Source organism: Herbinix hemicellulosilytica, from assembly GCF_002904165.1.
Lineage (GTDB): Bacteria > Bacillota > Clostridia > Lachnospirales > Lachnospiraceae > Mobilitalea > Mobilitalea hemicellulosilytica.
Genome location: NZ_CVTD020000019.1, coordinates 1 through 22,444 on the forward strand (window position 1 = coordinate 1; position 22,444 = coordinate 22,444).

The following is a 22,444-nucleotide window of genomic DNA, read 5'->3' on the forward strand; positions in this document are numbered from 1 at the left end:
CATTATAGTAACCATAGAATTCAAAATACTTTTCAAATGGAGATATTGTGGTTTAGTTAAGTACAAATCGTATTTTAATTGCTTAAAAAAGTTGTCTAAAGATAAATCATTTGATATAATTGAGTTCATAAACATTTATGTGCGGCTCCCTTGATGTCATTTTGTGTGAGAACTTTATTATATCAGGGATTCACCATAAATGGTTGTTTTTTTAACGTAAACGGTAAATCATGAGTACTAGTCTAAAATTTATGCCGCCATTGCTGGCGGCATTTATTATCTACTATTTATTTTTCGGCTTTCGACATTCTTGTGGTAATGATTCTGACCATGGCAGTAACTCTGCAAGGAAATCCAGGCTGGTCTCTTCCTGATGCTTTGGAATCTCTGTAAGCAGATATTCGAAATAATTATAGGGTTTTAGGTTGTTAGCCTTTGCAGTCTCTGCAATGCTGTATATAACAGCACTTGCCTTGGCTCCATTGATTGTATCTATCATATGCCAGTTGACTTTACCGATACAGAATCCTCGGATTGCCTGTTCAGCCGCATTGTTATCAGCCGGGACCATACCATCTTCAAGAAAGATTTTCAGATACTGTTCCTGGTTAAGACAGTAAGTAAATCCCTTTCCTGTCTCTGATTTTGGTGGAACCTTATTCTGGTTCTCCCGAATCCATGCAAAGAAGGCCTCCACCAGTGGCTTAACACTGAGCTGACGCCGTTTCATTCGCTCCTTTGGAGTGAGCGTTGCCAATTCTTCTTCGATCCGGTAGATAGCGCCGACCTGTTTCAGTGCCTGCCAGGCAAGTGTATCCTTTGCCTTATCATTGCCCAGGGCTTTTATAACATCAGCGAATCTCCTTCTGGCATGAGACCAACAACCTGCGATTTTCAGGTCTTCACGCTCTTTTTCTAATGTATGATAAACCTGATAGCCGTCCGTAACACAGGTCCCTTTATAATCTTTGAGAAATTCCCGTGGATGAGATGTATTACGGGTTTTCTGATATTCATATAGTATGATGGGTGGTGCATTACACATTTCTCCGGTCCTGTACACCCACATATAACTTTTGGAACCGGCACTTCGTCCGTCTTTGTTTACCAGAACCGGAGTTTCATCTGCATGTATTACAGGCCATTTATATAATTCTTTATGCAGATAGTCATACAATAAAGACAAATATCTTTCAGCGCAAAGAATTGTCCAGTTTGCCATGACCTGGCGCGAGATATGAACATCATTTCTCGCGAATTCCTGTTCCAAACGGTACAGAGGAATGGCATTTACATATTTTGAATTCATAATAGCTGCTTCTAATGTTGGTGTTACTATACTGTTTCGAAGCAGATCTACCGGTCGGTCTGCTTTGATTATCGTCTGATTATCTTTACCGGCATATACAGCTACATGGTGTTCTTCTGCCTTGAACGATGCAGGGGTAAACTGAAGTCGTTTATAGATCTCATCCGGAAGCCGCTTCCACCCATTCTCTCCAAAGAGTTTATTAAGCTGCTCTTCGGAAAGCTCGTGTGTTATTATCTCTGTTTCAATATCATGCAGGTCGGCTTCCCGTTTCCCTTTCTGCTTTTTGCGTCTGTAAGGTTTTGGACAGACTTCTTCCATTTCCGGTTCTATTATAATACCGGCTGTATCTTTCGTTACCTCTGCTTCGTTAAAGCATTCCTTCATAGTCAGCTGGCCATCAATCTCAAGCTTTTCAGATGAACGGCCAAATCGTTTCTGATTAGCAATGGCGACTTGTTCAGTAAGAAGTTCCATGTTTCGGTTAAGCTGTTCCATTTGTTCCTGCATGGCAAGAAAAAGGCTGATTAAAACCTTTTTACTGCATTTATTCAGTTCGTCTTCTGTATATTTCATTGCCATGGGAACCTCCGCATTTGTTATGTTCCCATTATACACTAAAGCACGCGAAAAAGCGAATTTTACTACAGAATCGCTTCGTCATAATGACGAAGGTAATATATACTTAAATGGTTGAAAAATTAAAGAAAAAGAAGGATATTTTGAAAGGTTATCCACTATCCATCCCATTAACAAATATGTTTTGAGTGATATAGTCAGGATATGTTGAATGGATGTGGATAACAGTGCCATGGATGAGATAGTAAGTCTCAGATAAGTTTTTTATTTTCTGCGTATTGCACAAAACTTATAATGGAGAGGCAGGTTTTACTTTTGGAATTACTTTTTTCTGTTCTATTGCAAGTCCTTGCATTAACCAGGTATATTGTTCCGGTGTAATATTTGCTGCATCGTTACTTGCTCTTGGCCATTGAAACCGGCCTGCCTCAAGCCTTTTTACCAACAAAAGAAATCCATCTTCTTCCCAGACCAGCCCCTTTATACGGTCTGAGCGTCTTCCGCAAAAGAGAAACAAGGTCTTTGGAACAAACGGGTCAAGTCGAAAATGTTCTTTAATAAGTCCGGCAAGCCCATCAATTCCTAATCTAAGATCTGTGTAACCACAGGCAATATAAACTTTCTGAAATCCGGTGGCATCATTAAGCATGTATCATCACCTGCAGGATAGTCTTAAGCAATATCGGAGTTAAGGAATTGTGAATCTCAAGTGTATTGTTTCCTATTCGAAGGACAGCATCCGGTTGATTATCTTGCTTGCAGGCAGCAACCGGTGCCGGAAGTTCCACGAAGGTTGTATTAGATGAAAGGCTTGACTGTAAGTCCTGTACTGCTTCAAGTCTTATTCGGCGCTGCCAATAATAAAACTGTTTCTCATTGATGTTGTTGATTTCCATCCATGACTTCTTTGGCATACCACTGTTGTTACATTCGCGTATAATAGATGTCCACTGAGCAAGTCGCATTTCATGAGAGATTTTATCCATAAACTAAGTACCTCCAAAAAACTATTAGTTTTTTTGACATAGTTATTATCTCAAAAAAGCTAACTCAATGCGAGGTACTTATGATTTACCGTTTACTTTTTAACAGTAAATAAAAGTAAGGATTTTTGCACTTTTATAGATGTTGATTGGTTCTAGGAAGATTTCCCATTGATAAAAAGACATAAAAAAAGTACACCAGTATAAAAACTGATATACCATTTTACTTTTCGATTATTTCAAATGATGTAATTTTTTTGTATTCCTGTCCTCTGATATATTGCTCTTTGTTCCTGTCTTTACAACTTTTCACAATAAATGAAATTGGACTGTATTGATTAGAGGATTCATTTTCCTTATTTAGAAACAAATGTAATATGTACTCTTTCTGATCCTGATAAATAATAAAATCCGCTACTATTGTCGTATAAGGAACTGTCCTGTATTGATAGAACTTAATAAATTGTCCAACTTTCAACATTTCAGATATCTCCTGAAAATGATCCAGTTTAATTGCAAGCTTATTATATTCCCGCTTATTATGCTTCTTGAGGTCTTTTCTGCTTATCTCCTGATTTTTAATCTTGTTGTACCCATTTACACCCAGATACTTCTTTTCCTTACCATATATATGTTGTATTCCTAGCAAATGGCAAAAATTCTCTAAATAAAATACAATATTTATATCAATTTTATGGTTAAGCTGATATCTGAAAATTTTATTACATAAGTCTCTTTCGTATCCTTCCAGCAGCTCAGACAGATCATTCGTATCCTCACACATTACATCTCTCCACTTTCTGTAAAAAAAATGAGTTGCGGAAACCGCAACCCATTTTTGAATAGCAGATTGGTTCTCCTACCCCAATCAGGTCAAATTCTGTGTATATTTTAATTCCTCACAGAAAAGGATGGCGTGGCTATTCATTACACACCAATAAATGAAAGGCTGTAAGCCTATACATACTATAACCAATTTCACATTTCTTATTACAATTAAATCATATCAGATAAGTTCACTTATTTCAAGCACTTTTTCAATTCAAATTGCTTAATTCATATCTATCTGTATATTTTATTATATTCTTTTTTTTCAAAATTGCAACCATCAATTTTCACTTTCCTCAACCACCTTCACCAAAATATCCAGTACAAACCTGCCGCCTTCTGTCATCACGCTGACCTTCCCCTGATTTTTCTCCACGCACTCCTGCAGGTTCTCCAGTCCCAATCCATGATTACGCCTGTCAGCCTTTTTTGTCCTCAAATTTACATTTTCCGTTGATGAATTGCTAATAACCAGATGAAGATACTCTTGATAGGTTCCTATGGAAACTGTAATCCATTTGTTATCCGACAACACCCGCTCACAGGCTTCCACAGCATTATCCATGGCATTGACCAAAATCGTACAGATATCATAATCACTGATTAAAAGCGAGGCATAAATAATTCCCTCTACCTTCATGGAAATATTCTTTTTCTTACATTCCTGAAACTTCTCATTTAAAATGGCATCTATAATATCATTCCCTGTCTGGATTATCTTTTGTACCTCCGAAAATTGTCCTATCATTTCCTTCAGATATTGCTTTGCCTAATCCTGCTTATCCTCCTGCAAAAAACCTGATAATACAAAGAAATGATTTTTCAGGTCATGTCGAAATTTTCTTGTTTCCCGGTCAATCTCCCTTAGCTGCTCGTAATACTTTTTCTGCAACTGTAGCTGCTTCTGGTTCATCTCATGTAGGACACGATACTCCTTCACATTCATAATCGCTGTATAGAAAATCAGCGTAATGACACTTAACAACATGGACAGAATGATTACCATAATCAGCATAAGATTTCCATAGCTCCCAGCACTGCTCTCACTCAACATCCCAAAGAAGGTCCCATGATACCAAGATTGATAAACAAGACAAATATCTCCAATGCAACAAATGCTTTCCTGTGCTTCATATTCTTTTTATAAAAGGTAACATCATAATACTTGCACGCTGCAGCAACAAGGAATATCACCAAAAGGCTGACAGCACTTGCACGCATATTATCGAGGGTAATATATGTTGCACCTTCCGGAAGTAACTGGAGAAATGCCGCCACAAAAAAATCCAGTTCGCAGATACATACAAAGGTAATGATTGACATCAGAAAGCTTTTTACATATCGGATTCCAACTACCACTCTCATAACAATCAGTATCAGAGGAAGGTACATAACAGAAAGATATTTTGCTGGAAGAAATCTTCCCGCTACAGCCATTCCAATCGGAATAATCAAAAACATGAAAAAGAGAAAAACAGGCTTTCTTTTTGGCATAAATCCAATGACATACCGCAGGACCAAATATTCTTTTATCACATCTATCATACAACAAATTGTATGATACAAAAACAAATCAAAACCCATTCGCTCTGCTCCTAAGATAATCATAAAATTTTTCCTTGAAGTCCTTCATTTTAAGTCTGCTGATTTTGATTTTTTCATCGTTTTTCAAAATGACCACTCCCTTGTCAATAGTTCTGATAAAATCCATATTTACGATGTAGCTTTTGTGTGGACAATAGAACTGTGTCATATCCAATTCTTTTTTCATTTCTTCAATAGATAATGGCAGTCGGGCGAACCGTTCCCTTGTCCTAACCCCAGTAGATCGCTGCTGTGATTCCAGATAGAATATCTCCGATGAGCGGATGATATGCACACCCTCTTCATCTGTCACAGTAAATCGTTTATCCTGCTCTATATCTCTAATTGCCGAAAACAATGCTTCTTCAAAATGTGCTGGCTCTATTGGTTTTGTGAGAAAGCGGAATGCCCGCACCTTATATCCATTCGGCATTTCTTCTATGTGGGAAGTCAGAAAGATAATTCTCGTTTCTTTTTTATATGGATATTCCCTTGCAATCTCCAATCCGTTTTCTCGTCCCAACTCAATGTCCAGAAATAAGATATCAAAAATAATTCCTGCCCTCAGTAATGCCTGCCCTGAAGTGTAAGTATGTATCCTAACGTCAACATCTCTTTTTAAAAGCTCCTCTGACACCAGCTTATAGACTTCCTCACATATCTGCTGAATATCATCGCAAATAGCAATCTCGTACATTCCAGTTCCCCTTTATCACAAATTAACCTTGTAAAATCAAATGCTGTCAAATATTTCTGAAATTATTTGACTGCCCTCCCCTTATCGTTTATACTAATTACATAACTGTTGTGCCCCCAAGGGTACAGCAGTTTTTCTGTTTCTATAAAGAATTTTCATACTCAAGTTTCTGCCACCTTGTTCTACCTGCGTAATACTTGATTGACTTAATCCCGTTTTTTCACTCACTCGATACAGCGACAATTTCTTATCTTTTCTCAGCTGGCGAAGTTTCGGTCCAACTGTATATCCATCATATTTCATCTTTAATCAGACCTCCGTTCCCCGCACGTTCTTCTACTAACGCACGAATTTCTTCTACTGCCGCTGATTCCGTTTCATACTTGCCAAGGAAATGACCAAATTGGTCATAAACAATGGTTCCATATCCAACATCAATAAATTGACATCTGCTTACTGCCAGGTGATACCCCCAGCAGTTCACTTCCTCTCCACTCACTCAGCATTCTCCTCAACCATGTCTGGGACAAATGCCACATGCGCTTCCATATCTACTAAAATCATTCCATAGTACTCTGCCCTAGCGAAGAATTTTTCCAAATCATCTTCATTACTTGTGATATCAAAAATTGATTTCAAATAAATGATTCCAACAGGACTATTCTCGACCCAGTCCCAAAGTCTATCCACTTCACTACGATCAACATCAACTCCACTGGACTCATCTACAATGATATCTACAATCTCAACATCTCTTTCTTTTGCATGGACACATATGTTAGAAACCATATTGTGAATCTTGTTATCCGACTTACGAGATTTGATGAAAATAACACCTTTGCCAGTTGGCTCTTGTAATGTCTGTTGTTTCATGTTCTGTTTGAAATTCTGTTTCGTGTTCTGATTAAAAAATTTGTTCTTCATGGTTTTGTTCTCCTATTCTTTTTTAGGAGAGCTTTGCGCGCTACACTCTCGTGTGTTAATGCTTTTCATAAGCATGTATTAATGATAACTTGAATCTTATTTTCATGTTCCTCATCTTAGGACTATCTTTTTTACGCTGTCATCTTTTAAAGACTACTTTTATAAAACTTTCTATTTTCATAATAAGATCTACTTTTTCGTTTGTCTGGCTCAATAAACATCTTTGTAAGGGTAATAGCTCCTACTCTAAACAATGAATTTATGTACAAAAAATAGACGCATGAGAAAGGCCAGTATGAAACTGGTTATCTTTCCCATGCGCCCATATCTAATATGCTCCTTGCAAGCATCATACCATCATAATGCAGTCCGTCTCCCGTATAATGCGGTTCATTAATAATATTCTGATATCTATTTTTATAAAGTGTATCATAAACGTCTTAGTTATTCATGACTCATATTTTGAATTACTTGCACAAAAAAGCCAGTGGTTAGCTGGCTATAATATTCATAAAATCAATTATTGCTCTTCAATGTTAACAGATTCACTGTTGTCATTCCTACTCATCCTCTTGAGGCCATACAAATTCTTTAGCCCATTCTTCACAGAAACTCAACCCAACAGGGCTTCCCAGCATACTAACACCCCAATTATTTTTTTTCGTTATGTACCAAGCTTTTGTCTTATTTTTTTCTTCCTCCATTAATGATGGTGCAATTTCATCCATCATAAATCCGAAAGAGTAACATGTCTCTTCACCAAAAATAAACACATAATATGGTTCAATAAAAAGCTTCCCATTATCAAGGATCTCAAAGCTATGGCACGGTACAACCCATCCATATAACACATTTTCATTTTTACTTACATCATACCCCCCATGATGTAACTTGGATAACTTTATCTTCACTAAAATCTACTTCAAGCAGGATATATCCTTTTTCCAGCAAACTAAACATCCGATACCCAAAGTCATATGACGTAGTCACTACAATTTTTTTAAAAGAATCCATATAAATTCTCCTTTCCACAGCTCAATTAACTTACATATTTTTCTATTAAAAATCCATATTACTATTCTTTTTCGTAACACGCAACACGTGTCACCACTCCCCCTTGAAAGTTCACACTGCATATCATTGTCTTTCCATCATAATCAACAGAATAAACCCTATAGCCTCTCTCTTCTACCGAATATCCAGCTGCTGCTTTCTCTTCTATTATCTTAGCCTCCAGATTATTCATTTCATCTGTTGCTTTATTAACGGTATCACCAATTGAGATATTACACAATGTTTCACTATTCGGGCTTTCAATAGAAACATAAATGATTTTCAAGGTATCTTCTGAATCATAATTAACTGCTAACCCATTACTATATGTAACTGCGTTTATGGCATCATATAATTTTCCTTCTCCATAAAGCTTATTTATATCACTTACATTCTGTCCAATTAAGGTTATCATATCATCCTCGTTAATCGAACTATCCAAGCCAAAGGCTTTGCTAATAATATAGCATACGAACAAAATACCAATGACCCAAATCCATTTTTTATTTTTAGAGGATATAGGATTTTTATCAATTGATTTTTCATTAACGGTTTGGATCACTTTATTTGACTTCTCACTAACAACCTTGGCAGTATCACTAACAAATTTATCGGCATTTTTTATGTGTTCACTTAACAGTTTCATACCATTTTCAATACCTTTGTTTGCTTCTACCTGCAAATTCTTTTTATCCTCAGTAGGTGAAACTTCTTCCTTTCCAGATGCTGTTTCGTTTCGTACAATTTGAATTCGATTTAAACAATTTTTACAAATAATAGGATTGTCTCCTGACTCCTGCCCACATATAACACATTTATGATCTGTGTTTTCTCCATGATATAATTTTTCTAATCTTTTTAAATAATTGTTTCCGATACTAGTCTTTAAAATTTTTCTGTCTGTTAATGCGTCATAGATTTCTTTTACCTTAGTCCTGTTTGAATAATCAATTTGCAAGCTTATTTTTGTAATCATAATAATATCATTTTTCATCTGTTCTTTATCCAATTCCATGTGACTTTTCTCCCTTCATGCACCTGGTTTATTGAGAAATAAATTCTTCACCATCTTCTAAATAGGTAATCCGCTGTTTCAATTCATCCGAAATATTGATATCTACAAATCCGTCCCTGTTTTCAGTATGTATTGGAATGATTGCTTTCTGTGGATTTACCGTCGTAATAACGTCCTCAATACATTTTGTAGTAGCATGTCCACTTGTATGTAATTTGTATAATTGTTCTGGTTCATATGGTTTTAGGAATTCCGCAAGTTCCTTATTATACGCTTTCAGCTCTGGTTCAAGATATCCTTCCCACATAGAATAAATTATTTTAGGTTTTAAATCTGCAAACCGCTCCAACCACTTTTTGTATTTTTCTCCTTCTTTAATTACAATCACAAAACCTTTTTCACGCATAAACTCTTCCTGTGTCATATTAACCTTCTTCAATGGATAACTCCAGTTAACTGGATACACCGTTTTAAACTGATACAAACTCTTTGCCCTAGCTCCAGCATACTTCATGAAATTCTGTAATTGATTATATACATATCCGTTACCATAAAATCTCATTCCATTTCTTTCTGCCGCTTTATAAAACGACCATAAACTATCCAGGTTAGTTGAGGAACACAGTAAAAATATGTACTTATTATCTTTAAAATAATTGGCAGCAATCTGTTGCATTTCCAGCTCTGTCATTACTTTTTCACTCTGACGGCTCATCATGGTTCCCTCTGTTATAAGGACGTCTATCTTACGTATTCCATTATTCGTGATATAAGTATGAATCATATCTAAGAGTCTGTGTCCCCTGTAACCATGATTTCGATAATCACCAGTATGAAGAATTGTTAAATCCTTAGTCTCAATCAGAAACATATAGGCATCGTAAGCAGAATGATCCACTGAATAAGGAGTCACTTTAATATCCCCGCATTGAATAACTACGTTTTCAACAATCGGATGCATTCTTTTATCATTCCGAAGTATTTTAAGTGCAGCATTATCTTTTAACGTATCATAAATTGTCAGCATGATTTGTCTAGCGCACTCTCCCATATATAATGGAACATCCATTTGTATTGATTGAAACATTCCCACGTGGTCACCATGATAATGTGTAAAAAATACTCCATCACACTTTTTTCCTTCATAATTTAAGCCTTCAATTTTCAAATCATGTACTTTACTTTCAGTTCCTGGAAGTTCCTCTCCAAAATCAATAAATATCCTATGGTTTTCTGTTTTAATTTCTGTTACACAACCTCCAATTTGATTGGTCCCCCGGTGGATAATTATTTTTGTCGCCATATCTTATCTCCTCCCAACTCTGTAATTTCATAAATTATATTTATACTCAGCTTCTGATATTAGTTTTTTCAATTGCCTGCATATTGTTTCATCTTCAACTTTTTCAATTTGATGTTCAAAAAATGTATCATAGGTTTTTAAAATTTTTCCCTCCTCAATAATTACAAAATCTAACGCATAAACATTTTCCCACATAAATATATTTTCAGCATCTCTTAATCTTCCAGGAACATCTGCAACAACAAAATATTTTACATCATCTTGATAACAGCTCAGTTCCTTTACAACTCTTACTACATCTCCAACAGTAAACCGTATTCCTGCGTCTTCTTCATAATCACTTGGCATTCTAAAATAACCCATCCCTCTGAATTCCACACGTTCGATAATATTGCCCAAGTAGTCAAATTTGTAATCAATGCTGCTACTATGTTTTCTGCATAGCTCATATAAATTTGTGTCCTTTGAAACCTCAACTTTGGTTTTAAAACACAATTTCATCATTTTATTGATTAGTTCTTCTTGCTCTTCCAATATAATTAATTCATGAATTACAAATTTATAATTAATCATTTCTTTTATAAACGTATCGACTGTTTCATCATAATAATGTGCATCTGCTTCCTTCAACTCAATAATTCTACGATTTAACTCCTGAATCCCTTTCTCGTATGCAATTTCATAACTTGTGTAAACATCACTATAGAAGCTATCTCTATCACACAAATCACCATATTTATTAACATAAACTTGCATTTCCAAATGAAATATCATAGCTGTCCTCCCTCTGGGTTTCAACGTTTACACCATTCATTAAAATCCATACCATCATCGTCATATAAATGATTTTCTTTCTCATGTAAAAACAATAAAATCTTATCCACAGAATCTTTTTCAATTTCCATCTCATAGAGTGATTGAATAGATGATCCTTTTTCTAGAGCCATTTGGATTTTTCTTACTTTCTCATTGTCAGATTTTTTACTGTAATATAGATGGTTTAGTTCTTCCATTCATCATTCTCCTTTGATTATTGTATTTTTCCCCTTAATCCCATTCAAATAACTCTGCATATTCTTTTGATCGCATTGCATCCCTTAACCAAAAATCATTATCCTCATGTTTCTTGTATTCCAAAATCAGATTACCGCATTCTTTTGTTGTCTGATTAATCACTTCTTCCTTTGTATGCTCTATTTTCATCACTACTGTACCATCGCTTTTAACAGATCCCCATTTTCCACCTTTATTAATATAGTACCAACAAGTATTCTCTCCAAGAACTGTAATGTTTTCCGGGAAACAGTCTAAAATGGGAGGTACAGTAACTTTTAATTTTGTTGAAATAATTCCTATCTTAAAATACCCCTCCCCTTGCTGCTGAAAACACAGAACAAATTTTGGAGAACCTTTCTCTAATTTAGCTCTCCCTATGTCCTCATATCTAAAATCAATGACCACTTCATTATCCGTATTAATTAGACCCCATTTTCCATGGTATTTGACAGCTAGATAATTTTTGTTTTCAATTACAATGGAGCATCATCTGGAATTGCCCATACTTCTCCTACTTTAAACGCTCCTTCGATTCTACCTTCCGAACATAATACTTGAACTCGTCTTTGTGAAATATTCCATTTATTTGCCGCTTGACTCGCACTTAAATAACCCATAGTACACCTCACTTTATCACACACTATTATATTCCACGGGACGAATAAAAGCAATAAAAAAATAGGCGAAGTCACAGCCTTTCACAGACTGAAACCTCGCCCATTCGCATAAACTCACTTATCTTTGATTTTCAATTTTCTTCTTACTGCCTTTAACCGCATTTTCATCAGATGCTTGCACTGCAATTTTCTTCTCTTTCAGCTTTTCTCTGACAGACAGCTTCTGACTTTTCTCTTCCAGATACTTTTCCACGCCAGGCAGATATTCCTCTAACGTACCGGTTCTGAACTCTGTAATCGGATTAATATCTACCTTCACTCCACCAATTATAAGCTTATCTTCATGAAGCAGATTAAACATATCATCTTCTCTCTCGTCACTGGTATACTCTACCACCACATCCAGGTCAGAGTGTTTTCCCTCTAACCCACGACACCGACTACCGGAAATTACTACGTCCAGAACCTCTGCATCAAAATCACATTCCGCAAGTTTTGTCTTAACATATTCCTCCACCAATTCCTCAATCTCGGTTGCACTCATTCCACCAATCGGCTGAAAATAATTCTCCGTCTTTGCCTTAAATTCCAATACAGCTCGGCTTTGATAAACTGCGCTATCTTCCTCATTTTCACTAATCATGTCTTTCCTCCATTTCTTAAAAAAGCCCTTCCAAAAAAGCCCTATTTTCATACCTCAAAACAAATTGGCAAGCAAGGCAAACCTGTACAGTTTTTGCTCCAACTGCTTGTTGGGGGTGTTCCCCAATCCCCATCGATCTGTCATTTTCATGACAGGACTACGCACCATAAATGGCGCTATCTCGAAAGTTCCTTCCTCTTCTTTTGGTTTCGTTCCTCCTGTTCGGATTTTCTCATAAACTCATCAATATTGTGTTTTGCCATAGTGTACTTTTTCATTTCTTCACGAGCCTCACGATATTCACTGTATGCCTTTTTCTTCTTATCAAGCACACGCGCATACTCTTCATTAAGCTGTTTTACTGTAGGAATTCTTCCATCCTTTTTCTGTGATTCCGGTAATGCACTAAATGCTTCCTTCGCAGCTTTATGAAGAGTAATTTCTTCACGATGCGCTTCAAAAAACTTCTTGCTATATCCACTTTTGCGATAAGCAACATACACATCCCTGGTCTTAGAATAATTGATGATATGAGTTTTCAAAACTGCAATCTCCGCAAGTCTCTTCTCTGCCGATTTAATTGTTGCGCTCAATTCTTCAAATCTGGCAGAACTTGATTTTGCTTTTTCTTCAAGTACAGAATAATCTCGAATACCATTCTGCTCTAAAAACAAAAGTGTCTGCGCTATCTGCTTTACATTAAAAACCTTAGCCCAATTCTCATAGCCACGCCCTTTTCCTTGCGCCAACTTTTCCTGAATATTGATAAGTAAGTCAAATTCCTTTTTCGGCTTAGGACGCTGTTTCTCATTTTGCACTTCTTCAAAGATGCTGCGAAGTTCCGATTCCGAATAACCTGTTCCAAGAGTATCCATACGAACAAAACGCTTTTGGTTTTCGCCCTTAAGGGAAATATGCTTGCCACGCTTAATCTCATATCCCGCCTCTTCTAACAAAAGCAGTAATTCATCAAAGCTCCTAGGATTCTTGGTAATTGCAATGTCAATTGCCTCACAAACATCGGAGCGCAAAGTTTTTCTTTTCGCATGTCCTGGAAATTTCTCTCTTTCCTTACGAGGTCTAGGTTTGATAACCGACAATCCATGTTCTAAACACAACTGGTCGCTAATGTGCTGAACCACTAAGAAGGAGCCGATAATATTTCTGAACTTTCTGGTACAATTTAGGTCCGTGGAATTCCAGATAATATGATTATGGATATGTGCCCGATCCGTATGTGTCGCAACAATAAAAGCATGATTTCCTTTGGTTAGCTTCATTGCCAATTCATAGCCAATCTGATTTGCTTCCTCCGGCGTAATCTCTCCCGGCTTGAAAGATTGGCGAACTTGATAAGCTATCACATCTCCCTTAGGGGTCCTCCCGGTCAATTCAAAATATTCTCGTTTGGAGAGCATGAACTCTTCCTCCGCAGTCTCCGGGTCACAGGCATAAGAATTTATAAATTCTCCGTTCTCTGTCTTCTCTCCATTTTCTGCGTAATCAATTCTGTCCTTAAGACACTGCGCTACTGTCTTGCCCTTATTATGGTGCATCGGTATAATTCTTGTTGCAGCCATGCTCTCCCTCCCTTCATTAAATTGCAGAAAGCCGTGCTAGAATATCCTTCATCAAACGCCATAATTCCTCCTGGCTTTGTTTAACATCTTGAATATCCTCCGCATAAACCTTTCCCATTTCATTTGCCTTTTTTACATATTGATTTAAGTTGTTGCTATTGATACGAAGGAGTCGAACCGCCTCCCTCAAATCACTCAAATCAAGCTTTAGAATATATCCCTCAATCGCCATCTTTCGCAGATACACGCTGAGCCTTTCTATGCCAGCTTCCTTCATTTTTCGTTTTATGATTTTATCCTCTTCCTCATTCACAAAAAAATGAAGTTGTTTCTCACGGTTAGACATCACGCTCCCGGTCCTTTACCGGGCATATGGATTTCTGGTTTTTTTCTCGTTCCTCGTCAACAGCCTTCTCACGTTCCCTTAATTTCTTTAGCACAGACTCCTTTGCATCTTCCTGTTCCGGAAGATTATTGATAACACCATCCAAAGAATTATTATTCTGCTCGACGGCATCCTCAATATTGCGCATCTGCTCTCCCAGACGTTCTCCAATTTTTCTTCCACTGCCGTCTGTCTTTTCTACCACAGAAGTTTCCGTATCACCGGAGCGTCCATTCACATCATCCCATTTTTCAATAGACGTACCTTTTCTCTCTTCTGCCATAACATTCCCCTACCTTTCATAACTTTTTCTTTTTTCAAACTCCAAACCAAACTGCGGTCTCTTCATTTCATCCACTGTCATTCTTACAACACAGTCATAAGTCTTGCCGGTCTTCACACTGCGGCAACCCTTTAGCTTCGCTTTGCCATCCTTAAGCAGTTTCTCCGCTACCTGCTTCGTTAATTTCTTGCTAAGAGAATTAAAGAAGCGATTATTCTTCCATAACGCAAAATCTCCGCCCTCACAGAAGAATCCTTTACTTTTTTCCACCACATTTTTCCCACAACAAGGGCAAGGACCTAGCGGCTCATTTACCGGATGCATCAAAACTTCTGCATCCTCAATTACCTTATAAGTCTGCACCAACTCCGTAATCATGGCACCGATTTCTCTGATAAACTCATCCGCAGAATATTTCTTTCTCTCGATATCAATGAGTTTCTCTTCCCAATCCGCTGTCATGGAGGCTGACTGTATTTCCTCCGGCATAACCGTAATCAACGCAGTTCCCTTATGAGTAGGAATTAGATATTTTGTTTTCTTATCGCCCCTACGTTCCACAAAACCGATGCGAACCAACTTCTCAATGGTTCCGGCTCTGGTTGCAGGTGTACCGATTCCTTTATGCTCCGCATCATCCGGCATCTCATCCGCGCTGGCATGTTCCATCGCACTAAGTAGCGTATCTTCGGTAAAATGTTTTTTAGGCGAGGTCTTACCCTCTTTTATTTCCGTTTCCCTAACAGGAAGTATTTTTCCTTCTTCAAAGAAATTTAGATTATCAAGAATTCTTCCCTCATCTGAATCCGCTGTATCTTCTTTCTTTGCTACGAAAAACCACTCCTGAATATCACGCCAACCCTTCTTTGCTACCTGCTTTGCTTTTGCCTTAAAGACAACACCGGCCGCTTCAAATTCCAACTCCGTCTCATTTACCACACATGGCTCCGCCATACCCACCAGAAATCTACAGGAAATCAAACTCAGCACCTTCTGCTCTCCACTTGGCAACTCTCCATAATTCACATCCACGATATTTATTGTGGGAATAATTGCATGGTGGTCGCTTACCTTCTTGTTATTGATGATCTGCTTATAATTAGGTTCAAATCTTTTTGTGTAACCATATTTCTCCGCCACGGAATTTGACAACTTTGGCAGGTTGACAGCCATATCTTCTGCCAAAAATCTACTGTCCGTTCTCGGGTAAGTAATGAGCTTCTTTTCATAAAGGCTCTGGGCATAATCCAAAGTCTGCTGTGCCGTAAACCCAAGCATCTTATTGGCATCCCTTTGAAGATTGGTAAGGTCATAAAGCTGTGGTGCCTTCTCCTGTTTTTCAGTTGTTCGGTTTTTCCGAATAACTGTGTTGCCGGCATCTCTTACTTTCCGCAAAACATCCTCAGCTTCTGATTTTATGGAATACCTCTCGCTGATAGCTTTAACTCCACCCACAGTAATTGCAATCGTATAAAACGGTTCCGACTTAAATCCGCTAATCTCCGCTTCTCTTGTAACAAGCATTGCAAGCGTAGGCGTCATTACTCGACCTACATTCAATGTCTGGCCATAGAGGGTTGAAAAAAGCCGAGTAGCGTTCATCCCAACCATCCAGTCGGCGCGCTCTCGGCAAACGGCTGCTTCATACAAAGCATCATATTCACTTCCACTTTTAAGATTAGCAAATCCTTCCTCTATCGCTTTATCTTCCATTGAAGAAATCCAAAGTCTCTCAAACGGCCTATTACAGCCCGCCTGATGATACACCAAACGAAAAATAAGTTCTCCCTCACGTCCTGCGTCCGTCGCTTCTACAAGACTGGTAACATCACTTCTCTTCATCAAATCCTTCAACACCTTAAACTGCTTCTTGGTCGACTCCGATACTTGATATTCCCACTGCTCTGGTAAAATCGGCAAATCCTCATATCTCCATTTACTGTACTTCTCATCATAGTACTCTGGCTCTGCAAGCTCCACCAGATGCCCAACACACCAGCTTACGATATATCCGTTTCCTTCTAAATATCCATCCTGCCTCTCTGTGGCACCAATAACCTTTGCAATGGACTGTGCCACAGATGGCTTTTCTGCAATCACTAACTTCATTCAAATCCTCCTATCTGCCGGTAGAGCCAAATGCTCCCGTACCTCTTTCTTTCCATTCCTCAAAAGTAAAATCAGGTATTACAACAGGCATAATAATCAGCTGACCCACCTTATCATTCTCTTTGATTTCATAATCCCGATTGCTCACATTAGAAATAATCGCGTGCACTTCTCCGGTGTATCCCGAATCAATGGGTGGCAGTTCGCAAACAATTCCCTTTGCACTTAGCCCACTTCTAGGGAAAATATATCCGGCATACCCATCTGGAATTTTTAGACCAAATCCTAATGGCAGTTTACAAATCTGTCCGGGATGAATCACTTCATCCCTTGGACTGAACACATCTGCTCCGGCATCATTTACATGCGCTCTTATAGGTGCATTACCACCAAAATCAATCAATTGTATTTTCATTCGCTACTCCTTCCTGCAAATCAAAATGATCAGCAATTCTTGGAAAGTCCACCCTGATAATATCCGTAGGTAACATGTCTACCGGAATACATTTTCCGCAGGTCATCTTCCCTTCCTCACAGCCACCATTCATACAAAACGGACCACTATCCATAAATAACTCCCTATTCTGGTTCATCAACTGCTCCCAGATTTTCAGCATCACATATCTGGTTTCCTTGGTATTTCTTCTGCATACCCTTTGACGAATCATGTGTTTCCACTGATAAGGAGTGGCACTAATCAGCAAAATATTTCTCATTCCCTGAGGTGCACAGTATCCGGCAGAATCATTATCTACACCGGATTTAATAATCTCCTGATAACTCTCCATCGCCTTTTTACATTGCACCAGATACTCTGCCTCCTGGTTCGTACCGATGATGTCATAGGGAACCACAAAATCATCCACGCCGGAATAATCGCTGTACTGCAAGCTGGCCGACATATACTTCACTTCATTCTGATGTCTTGTAATCTGCGCCAGAAATCGTCTTGACGCTCCTACAATAACAACATTAATAATTCCAAACTTTTGAATGGTCGGATGCGGCAACTTCACAAGTCTCTCCACCGTTGACCTCTGATAGGAACTTTCATACAAGTCCATGAAATCCTTTAAACAGGTAATCTGATGACCTCTCTGTGTTAATCTAGCAGCACACACCATCATTTTCTCTGCCTGGTCAATGGAATCCGGATTTAAAATCTTAACCTCTATCTTTTTCATGTCGCTCCTCCTCTACAATCGCCCGTAGGATTAACAGATAGTTGATGCTGTCCGTAATTTTCTCATCCCACTGCTCCACCGGATAATCCTTATCATCCATGCTCATATCCAAAATGGAAATATAATGCTTTACCAACATCCCCATAAGAGCTATCTTTGGCGTTGTACTCATTAGGACAGCTGCCTTTTTGAAATGTGCTAATCGGTCTATCTCGACATTATCCATAGCCTCCGGTGCATATTCATTTCCCTTAGTTATTAGCATAGATTTACAGCGTTCCATCTGCTGGATAACCACATCATTAAATTCATTTATAATCATGCTCTCTCCTCCTTCGCCTTTGTTTTCTTTGCCGGTGTTTTTGTCACCTTTTCCTTACCCTCCTGCAGCTTTGTCTTCACAGAAGTTTTCTTGGTAGCTTTCTCCTTCGGACGTTCCTTCTCTTTTTCCGGCTTCGGGGCAAGAATTGCTTTCTCCTTTGCCTCTAAGGCTTCCCTTAGCTTCATTCTGTTTTCCTCACCAATTCGGGTAGTTCCCTGCTCTAACAAACCGGCTTTTACAACTTCCACTTCCGTAGGTTCTTTTATCGCATCAATTCTGCGCTCCCAATGATAACTTTCTGCCGCTTGGCTCACTTTTTCCTCCAACTTACGAAGCTCTGGCTCGCTCATATTTTCCCAAATATCATTCTTGTCCGTATGCATCACAAACCCTTGTCCGTCATCGTGGTGTGAAAGCGTATAGGTCAAAACCGTAGGCTCCCCTTTTACTTCACAGGAAAATCTATACTCCGCTTCACGACTTCCTTCCGAATATTGATAATCCATGCCCTTAAGATTGGTAACATCAGATGCTAAAAACACATCCTTTTGTTTCTCTTGAATCAGAACCTCCATTTTTTCATCAATAGCAGTAATCATCTCCGATGCAGCCTTACGAATCGTATCAAGAGACGCTTTTAACTCCGGTGTTTCCTTTCCTTCGGACCATCCTGCCACATAAGAAAAGGAATAGTCAGAAGTATCAATACCGTAGTGATGGCATACTGTGTACGCTACGCTCTCAGCTTCGACTTCTTTACTATTCCTTGACTGCTTAGGACCATTATTCTCAATTGCATGAAGCTTCTGGTGTGCCATTTCATGGATTGCCGTTTTTACAGTCTGTGCCTCACTCATACCTTCCTGAATGGCAATACGCTTCTCTGTCTGGCTATAAAATCCCTTAGCTCCACCTTCGATATTTTCAAAAGTGATAGGCACCGGACAAACCTCTTTTAATGCTTCCAAGAAAGTTCCATACCCATCCACACCGCCGGTCAGTTCATCCACACCAAGGCTAGGAAGTTCCTTACCATCAGTCTGGCTGACATCAAAAGTACTTACCACCTTAAAAGCATTTACCTTAATCTCCACGCTTTCCATGATAGGCTCCCCATCCTTATCCATCATCGGATTTCCTCTGTCATCAAGTTTATTCTGCTCTCTCTGAATGGTATATGGTGCCGGTGCTAAAATCTTGATGCCCTTTTCCCCCTTCTTCACAAATCTGCCCATTTCCTTCCATCCGGTAAAACTCTGGCACATCTGGGCATCCGGTTTCTGCATCATAATCAAAATGTTGTTATTTACAGAATAGCGTGGGAACTTCGCCATGGTATCAAGAAACTGCTTATACTTATCACTGGAAAACACTTCTGCCACTCCCTGCTCTAACTTATCCGTGATGGCTTTCATCTGCTCTGCCTGCTTTTCTTTTGCTTCAATCACGCTTACCTTCTTCTGAATCTCCTCCGGCACCGTTCCGATTATTTCAGCCTTCGGCATCGCATGAATCATCTCTGCAATGGCAAACTGCGCTGTTTTATTGCTTGTTATCTCAGGTACACAAGAAAGCATATCCACATCAATAGTATTTCCTCTTATAATATCAATCTCTGTAAAAATCTCCGGATGATTGGTATCTGTAACTCGTATCCCGATAGTAGGAATCGCATGCATTCTCTCCGGTGGAATCTGCTCAAACAAAACAAGTGCTTCCTTCACACTGCCTACATTTTTATGAAGTTCTCCTAGGTTGTGAAATTCACTGCATTCTGCCACCACAAAGCTCACTTCTCTCACATTCTGTTTTTCCATTGTTGCTGTTTCTGCCACTTTCATCCCTCCAAATTCTAACTGGTCTATATTTGTTTCAAGTTTCAAACTCGGTACCGGTAGAACGCCTCTTTCATTGAAAGAATAATAATCATTGCCCGGACCTACTATCACATGGTCCAATAATTTAATTCCAAGCATATTGCAAAGCTGCGACATACGGTCTGTAACCGCTACATCTTCTCTGCTCGGGTGAACGGCTCCCGTGGTGTGGTTGTGGACCAACATCACCGAAGCAGCATTACTAAGCACCATGGATTTTATTGCTTCTCTTGGATGCACCAGCGACTGATCCAACGCACCCATACTGACAAAATTCACATTGATAGGTTTTAAATCCGGACGGAAATTAATAATGGCAAATACCTCCCGGTCATAGTCCGAAAGAGTATCTGCCATCAATTTTATCGCATCCTGCGGATTGTTTATGGGAACCTCACTGTAAAGCGGAGGCTCCTTTACCATACGAATCGCAACCTTATCCAAGTGAAAAGGCTTATTCTGCATCATTTCCCTCTATGGGAACATTGACAACAAACTCCTGCCCCTTCAATTCCTTCAGTCTGCCAAGAATTGAAGACTTCGTGGACTTTGCCTTTTTATTCTTTGATGCCAACGCGCCCATATAATAGCTTGCATATCTGCTTTTTCTTGCCATTACGCTTCCTCCTATTCCTCGTCATCGATTTCATCCACAACTACATCCTCTTCATCAAGCTCCGCAAGGTAATCCTCCTCATCTTCGTTGTAATCGAAATCAGGGTCAGGACCTGGTGTATTTTCTTTGCTCTTACCCTTCCTGATAAAGATAGAAGCACCTACGCCACCGATAGCAGCAATTAAGATAAACGTCAGAACGCCCATGGAAGAATTCTTTTCCTTTGCCGGTTCCTCGGTTGGCTCTTCTACCGGTTCCTTTGTAGACTCTACAGGAGTTTCTTCATCTGGTGTTACTGTAGGTTCTACATCTTCTTTATTCTCACCCGTATACTCTGCCGCCTGTTCCTCATCCATGAGCGAAAGCAAATCCGCTTCATCCACTAAGTTAAGGAAGTGCACGGTCTCCGCACCATTATCATCCCTGTCGATGATAAGATAAAAATAATTTCCACTCTTGGTAGTCAGCGTAATAAACTGCTTACCTGCTCCTGTGACAGAACCGTAATCGTCAATTAAGTTCATATTGCCGTCAGGTGTCAAAGCCATATTTGCAGGCTTCTGATTATTCATACAGTCCATAAACATCAGCATGAACATCTGTAAAAGAGCCGCATCTGTTTTATTAGTGGCAGACTCAATGATATCCAGATAATCCTTATGCACGTAGCCGGTTCTTTCCGGCACTACAATTTTGTACCAGTTTCCTTCCGTACCAATTACAGACACTTCTTCCCCGGGACGAAGCTGGTCAATAACCTCATAATCCATACCGGCTCCGGTTCTCACATTCAGACGATACACATCTTCTTTCAGAGTTCCCGTAGGGTCTTCCTCCTCGCCATAGACATATTCCTCGCCGTTAAAGTTAAACACGATACTGCCATCCTCATTTATGGTATAGCTATAAGGAAGTTCTGTGTCTGCTACTTCGGTGGTATTATCTTCTCCTGCAACATTATCCACATTCGCGTCAGAATCTACGGTGACATTCCCACTATCCTCCATTGTAGAAATAACCTGCTTATCCACCACGGAATTATCAGAAACGCTTTCCTCTACCACTACCTGATTTCCTTCCGGATTTGCCTGTGCAAATGCCGTCATAGGTGTTACACCAATCACAAAAGCCATTACAAGAGTAATCACTCCACTAATCTTTTTACCTATCTTACATCTCTTCATCATCAAAGTCCTCACTTTCCATATCATCATTTTCAATATCCTCTTTTACCTCTACAGAACCCTTTACAACCACAGGCTCCGAAGTTACTAATTGTCCGCTGGTGGCTATCTCCAAAAACTGTGCCAACTGCTCCGGTGTTAGCTTTAAGGCTCCTACATCCGCAAGAATCTGCGTATTTTCCGCATCCTTCAACTTCTGCTCCAACTGCTTTACCTTAGCATCTGCTTCTGCCCTACGCTGTTTCGCTTTGCTAAGTTCTGCACGAAGCTTATCTAATTTCTCATACATAAAACTGCCTCCTTCCAAAGCAAA

At 38.9% G+C, this 22,444-nt stretch carries 30 protein-coding genes; all 30 read right to left on the reverse strand.

The window, feature by feature from the left end; all coding sequences use genetic code 11:
- Positions 1-283: 283 nt before the first annotated feature.
- Complete coding sequence (gene tnpC, locus HHT355_RS09270) at positions 284-1,891, reverse strand: IS66 family transposase (protein ID WP_103203173.1); 1,608 nt, start codon at positions 1,889-1,891, stop codon at positions 284-286.
- A 286-nt stretch (positions 1,892-2,177) separates the two neighbouring features.
- Entirely contained in the window at positions 2,178-2,537 is a 360-nt protein-coding gene (tnpB, locus tag HHT355_RS09275) for an IS66 family insertion sequence element accessory protein TnpB (RefSeq protein ID WP_103203174.1), read from the reverse strand.
- Positions 2,530-2,874 (reverse strand): IS66 family insertion sequence element accessory protein TnpA, encoded by a 345-nt coding sequence (gene tnpA, locus HHT355_RS09280; RefSeq protein WP_103203175.1) that lies wholly within the window; start codon positions 2,872-2,874, stop codon positions 2,530-2,532. Before tnpA ends, tnpB begins: the two co-directional genes overlap by 8 nt.
- 220 nt (positions 2,875-3,094) lie before the next feature.
- Positions 3,095-3,655: a PBECR4 domain-containing protein gene (locus HHT355_RS09285; RefSeq protein ID WP_103203176.1), complete on the reverse strand. Its 561-nt coding sequence runs from the start codon at positions 3,653-3,655 to the stop codon at positions 3,095-3,097.
- A 324-nt stretch (positions 3,656-3,979) separates the two neighbouring features.
- Entirely contained in the window at positions 3,980-4,447 is a 468-nt protein-coding gene (locus HHT355_RS09290) for an ATP-binding protein (protein WP_103203177.1), read from the reverse strand.
- 21 nt (positions 4,448-4,468) lie between these two features.
- Positions 4,469-4,714, reverse strand: a complete 246-nt coding sequence (locus tag HHT355_RS09295) for a hypothetical protein (RefSeq protein ID WP_146039183.1) — start codon at positions 4,712-4,714, stop codon at positions 4,469-4,471.
- A 32-nt stretch (positions 4,715-4,746) separates the two neighbouring features.
- Positions 4,747-5,283: a hypothetical protein gene (locus HHT355_RS09300; RefSeq protein ID WP_103203179.1), complete on the reverse strand. Its 537-nt coding sequence runs from the start codon at positions 5,281-5,283 to the stop codon at positions 4,747-4,749.
- Positions 5,273-5,980: a LytR/AlgR family response regulator transcription factor gene (locus HHT355_RS09305; protein ID WP_103203180.1), complete on the reverse strand. Its 708-nt coding sequence runs from the start codon at positions 5,978-5,980 to the stop codon at positions 5,273-5,275. The genes HHT355_RS09300 and HHT355_RS09305 overlap by 11 nt, the downstream gene beginning before the upstream one ends.
- 93 nt (positions 5,981-6,073) lie before the next feature.
- Positions 6,074-6,283, reverse strand: coding sequence for a helix-turn-helix domain-containing protein (locus HHT355_RS09310; RefSeq protein ID WP_103203181.1), 210 nt, complete (start codon positions 6,281-6,283; stop codon positions 6,074-6,076).
- On the reverse strand, positions 6,273-6,464 hold the full coding sequence (locus HHT355_RS09315) for a hypothetical protein (RefSeq protein WP_146039184.1): 192 nt from the start codon (positions 6,462-6,464) through the stop codon (positions 6,273-6,275). Before HHT355_RS09315 ends, HHT355_RS09310 begins: the two co-directional genes overlap by 11 nt.
- An 11-nt stretch (positions 6,465-6,475) precedes the next feature.
- A complete protein-coding gene (locus HHT355_RS09320) occupies positions 6,476-6,904 on the reverse strand; it encodes a recombinase family protein (RefSeq protein ID WP_103203183.1) in 429 nt (142 codons plus the stop codon).
- Between the two features lie 560 nt (positions 6,905-7,464).
- Complete coding sequence (locus tag HHT355_RS09325) at positions 7,465-7,815, reverse strand: hypothetical protein (RefSeq protein WP_146039185.1); 351 nt, start codon at positions 7,813-7,815, stop codon at positions 7,465-7,467.
- A 164-nt stretch (positions 7,816-7,979) separates the two neighbouring features.
- Positions 7,980-8,972: a hypothetical protein gene (locus HHT355_RS09330; protein ID WP_103203185.1), complete on the reverse strand. Its 993-nt coding sequence runs from the start codon at positions 8,970-8,972 to the stop codon at positions 7,980-7,982.
- A gap of 28 nt (positions 8,973-9,000) precedes the next feature.
- Entirely contained in the window at positions 9,001-10,275 is a 1,275-nt protein-coding gene (locus HHT355_RS09335; protein ID WP_103203186.1) for an MBL fold metallo-hydrolase, read from the reverse strand.
- Positions 10,276-10,302: 27 nt separating this feature from the next.
- Positions 10,303-11,049: a hypothetical protein gene (locus tag HHT355_RS09340; protein ID WP_103203187.1), complete on the reverse strand. Its 747-nt coding sequence runs from the start codon at positions 11,047-11,049 to the stop codon at positions 10,303-10,305.
- Between the two features lie 20 nt (positions 11,050-11,069).
- Complete coding sequence (locus HHT355_RS09345; RefSeq protein ID WP_103203188.1) at positions 11,070-11,288, reverse strand: hypothetical protein; 219 nt, start codon at positions 11,286-11,288, stop codon at positions 11,070-11,072.
- 34 nt (positions 11,289-11,322) lie between these two features.
- Complete coding sequence (locus HHT355_RS09350; RefSeq protein WP_103203189.1) at positions 11,323-11,736, reverse strand: hypothetical protein; 414 nt, start codon at positions 11,734-11,736, stop codon at positions 11,323-11,325.
- Positions 11,737-11,804: 68 nt separating this feature from the next.
- Positions 11,805-11,948, reverse strand: coding sequence for a MerR family transcriptional regulator (locus HHT355_RS09355; protein ID WP_103203190.1), 144 nt, complete (start codon positions 11,946-11,948; stop codon positions 11,805-11,807).
- A gap of 118 nt (positions 11,949-12,066) precedes the next feature.
- Positions 12,067-12,591, reverse strand: a complete 525-nt coding sequence (locus HHT355_RS09360; RefSeq protein ID WP_158245946.1) for a nucleotidyltransferase domain-containing protein — start codon at positions 12,589-12,591, stop codon at positions 12,067-12,069.
- Positions 12,592-12,767: 176 nt separating this feature from the next.
- Entirely contained in the window at positions 12,768-14,171 is a 1,404-nt protein-coding gene (locus HHT355_RS09365; protein WP_103203192.1) for a relaxase/mobilization nuclease domain-containing protein, read from the reverse strand.
- Between the two features lie 16 nt (positions 14,172-14,187).
- Positions 14,188-14,517: a plasmid mobilization protein gene (locus HHT355_RS09370; protein WP_103203193.1), complete on the reverse strand. Its 330-nt coding sequence runs from the start codon at positions 14,515-14,517 to the stop codon at positions 14,188-14,190.
- A complete protein-coding gene (locus HHT355_RS09375) occupies positions 14,510-14,839 on the reverse strand; it encodes a DUF4316 domain-containing protein (protein WP_103203194.1) in 330 nt (109 codons plus the stop codon). Before HHT355_RS09375 ends, HHT355_RS09370 begins: the two co-directional genes overlap by 8 nt.
- Positions 14,840-14,848: 9 nt before the next feature.
- A complete protein-coding gene (locus HHT355_RS09380) occupies positions 14,849-16,948 on the reverse strand; it encodes a DNA topoisomerase 3 (protein ID WP_103203195.1) in 2,100 nt (699 codons plus the stop codon).
- 10 nt (positions 16,949-16,958) lie between these two features.
- On the reverse strand, positions 16,959-17,363 hold the full coding sequence (locus tag HHT355_RS09385) for a dUTP diphosphatase (protein WP_103203196.1): 405 nt from the start codon (positions 17,361-17,363) through the stop codon (positions 16,959-16,961).
- Positions 17,344-18,132 carry an FAD-dependent thymidylate synthase gene (locus tag HHT355_RS09390; RefSeq protein ID WP_103203197.1) on the reverse strand — a complete coding sequence of 263 codons (789 nt, stop codon included), beginning with the start codon at positions 18,130-18,132 and terminating at the stop codon, positions 17,344-17,346. Before HHT355_RS09390 ends, HHT355_RS09385 begins: the two co-directional genes overlap by 20 nt.
- Positions 18,113-18,454: a hypothetical protein gene (locus HHT355_RS09395; protein ID WP_242967642.1), complete on the reverse strand. Its 342-nt coding sequence runs from the start codon at positions 18,452-18,454 to the stop codon at positions 18,113-18,115. The genes HHT355_RS09390 and HHT355_RS09395 overlap by 20 nt, the downstream gene beginning before the upstream one ends.
- Positions 18,451-20,796, reverse strand: a complete 2,346-nt coding sequence (locus HHT355_RS09400) for a JAB domain-containing protein (protein WP_158245947.1) — start codon at positions 20,794-20,796, stop codon at positions 18,451-18,453. Before HHT355_RS09400 ends, HHT355_RS09395 begins: the two co-directional genes overlap by 4 nt.
- On the reverse strand, positions 20,786-20,947 hold the full coding sequence (locus HHT355_RS13655) for a hypothetical protein (protein WP_158245948.1): 162 nt from the start codon (positions 20,945-20,947) through the stop codon (positions 20,786-20,788). Before HHT355_RS13655 ends, HHT355_RS09400 begins: the two co-directional genes overlap by 11 nt.
- Before the next feature lie 11 nt (positions 20,948-20,958).
- Positions 20,959-22,134, reverse strand: coding sequence for a CD1107 family mobile element protein (locus tag HHT355_RS09405; protein WP_158245949.1), 1,176 nt, complete (start codon positions 22,132-22,134; stop codon positions 20,959-20,961).
- Complete coding sequence (locus HHT355_RS09410; RefSeq protein WP_103203200.1) at positions 22,118-22,420, reverse strand: DUF4315 family protein; 303 nt, start codon at positions 22,418-22,420, stop codon at positions 22,118-22,120. The genes HHT355_RS09405 and HHT355_RS09410 overlap by 17 nt, the downstream gene beginning before the upstream one ends.
- Between the last annotated feature and the right edge of the window lie 24 nt (positions 22,421-22,444).

Coding starts and splice junctions, on each gene's coding strand:
- tnpC (WP_103203173.1), bottom strand. CDS start 1,891: ATGGCAATGAAATATACAGAAGACGAACTGAATAAATGCAGTAAAAAG.
- tnpB (WP_103203174.1), bottom strand. CDS start 2,537: ATGCTTAATGATGCCACCGGATTTCAGAAAGTTTATATTGCCTGTGGT.
- tnpA (WP_103203175.1), bottom strand. CDS start 2,874: ATGGATAAAATCTCTCATGAAATGCGACTTGCTCAGTGGACATCTATT.
- HHT355_RS09285 (WP_103203176.1), bottom strand. CDS start 3,655: ATGTGTGAGGATACGAATGATCTGTCTGAGCTGCTGGAAGGATACGAA.
- HHT355_RS09290 (WP_103203177.1), bottom strand. CDS start 4,447: ATGATAGGACAATTTTCGGAGGTACAAAAGATAATCCAGACAGGGAAT.
- HHT355_RS09295 (WP_146039183.1), bottom strand. CDS start 4,714: ATGCTGATTATGGTAATCATTCTGTCCATGTTGTTAAGTGTCATTACG.
- HHT355_RS09300 (WP_103203179.1), bottom strand. CDS start 5,283: ATGGGTTTTGATTTGTTTTTGTATCATACAATTTGTTGTATGATAGAT.
- HHT355_RS09305 (WP_103203180.1), bottom strand. CDS start 5,980: ATGTACGAGATTGCTATTTGCGATGATATTCAGCAGATATGTGAGGAA.
- HHT355_RS09310 (WP_103203181.1), bottom strand. CDS start 6,283: ATGAAATATGATGGATATACAGTTGGACCGAAACTTCGCCAGCTGAGA.
- HHT355_RS09320 (WP_103203183.1), bottom strand. CDS start 6,904: ATGAAGAACAAATTTTTTAATCAGAACACGAAACAGAATTTCAAACAG.
- HHT355_RS09330 (WP_103203185.1), bottom strand. CDS start 8,972: ATGGAATTGGATAAAGAACAGATGAAAAATGATATTATTATGATTACA.
- HHT355_RS09335 (WP_103203186.1), bottom strand. CDS start 10,275: ATGGCGACAAAAATAATTATCCACCGGGGGACCAATCAAATTGGAGGT.
- HHT355_RS09340 (WP_103203187.1), bottom strand. CDS start 11,049: ATGATATTTCATTTGGAAATGCAAGTTTATGTTAATAAATATGGTGAT.
- HHT355_RS09345 (WP_103203188.1), bottom strand. CDS start 11,288: ATGGAAGAACTAAACCATCTATATTACAGTAAAAAATCTGACAATGAG.
- HHT355_RS09355 (WP_103203190.1), bottom strand. CDS start 11,948: ATGGGTTATTTAAGTGCGAGTCAAGCGGCAAATAAATGGAATATTTCA.
- HHT355_RS09360 (WP_158245946.1), bottom strand. CDS start 12,591: ATGATTAGTGAAAATGAGGAAGATAGCGCAGTTTATCAAAGCCGAGCT.
- HHT355_RS09365 (WP_103203192.1), bottom strand. CDS start 14,171: ATGGCTGCAACAAGAATTATACCGATGCACCATAATAAGGGCAAGACA.
- HHT355_RS09370 (WP_103203193.1), bottom strand. CDS start 14,517: ATGTCTAACCGTGAGAAACAACTTCATTTTTTTGTGAATGAGGAAGAG.
- HHT355_RS09375 (WP_103203194.1), bottom strand. CDS start 14,839: ATGGCAGAAGAGAGAAAAGGTACGTCTATTGAAAAATGGGATGATGTG.
- HHT355_RS09380 (WP_103203195.1), bottom strand. CDS start 16,948: ATGAAGTTAGTGATTGCAGAAAAGCCATCTGTGGCACAGTCCATTGCA.
- HHT355_RS09385 (WP_103203196.1), bottom strand. CDS start 17,363: ATGAAAATACAATTGATTGATTTTGGTGGTAATGCACCTATAAGAGCG.
- HHT355_RS09390 (WP_103203197.1), bottom strand. CDS start 18,132: ATGAAAAAGATAGAGGTTAAGATTTTAAATCCGGATTCCATTGACCAG.
- HHT355_RS09395 (WP_242967642.1), bottom strand. CDS start 18,454: ATGATTATAAATGAATTTAATGATGTGGTTATCCAGCAGATGGAACGC.
- HHT355_RS09400 (WP_158245947.1), bottom strand. CDS start 20,796: ATGCAGAATAAGCCTTTTCACTTGGATAAGGTTGCGATTCGTATGGTA.
- HHT355_RS13655 (WP_158245948.1), bottom strand. CDS start 20,947: ATGGCAAGAAAAAGCAGATATGCAAGCTATTATATGGGCGCGTTGGCA.
- HHT355_RS09405 (WP_158245949.1), bottom strand. CDS start 22,134: ATGATGAAGAGATGTAAGATAGGTAAAAAGATTAGTGGAGTGATTACT.
- HHT355_RS09410 (WP_103203200.1), bottom strand. CDS start 22,420: ATGTATGAGAAATTAGATAAGCTTCGTGCAGAACTTAGCAAAGCGAAA.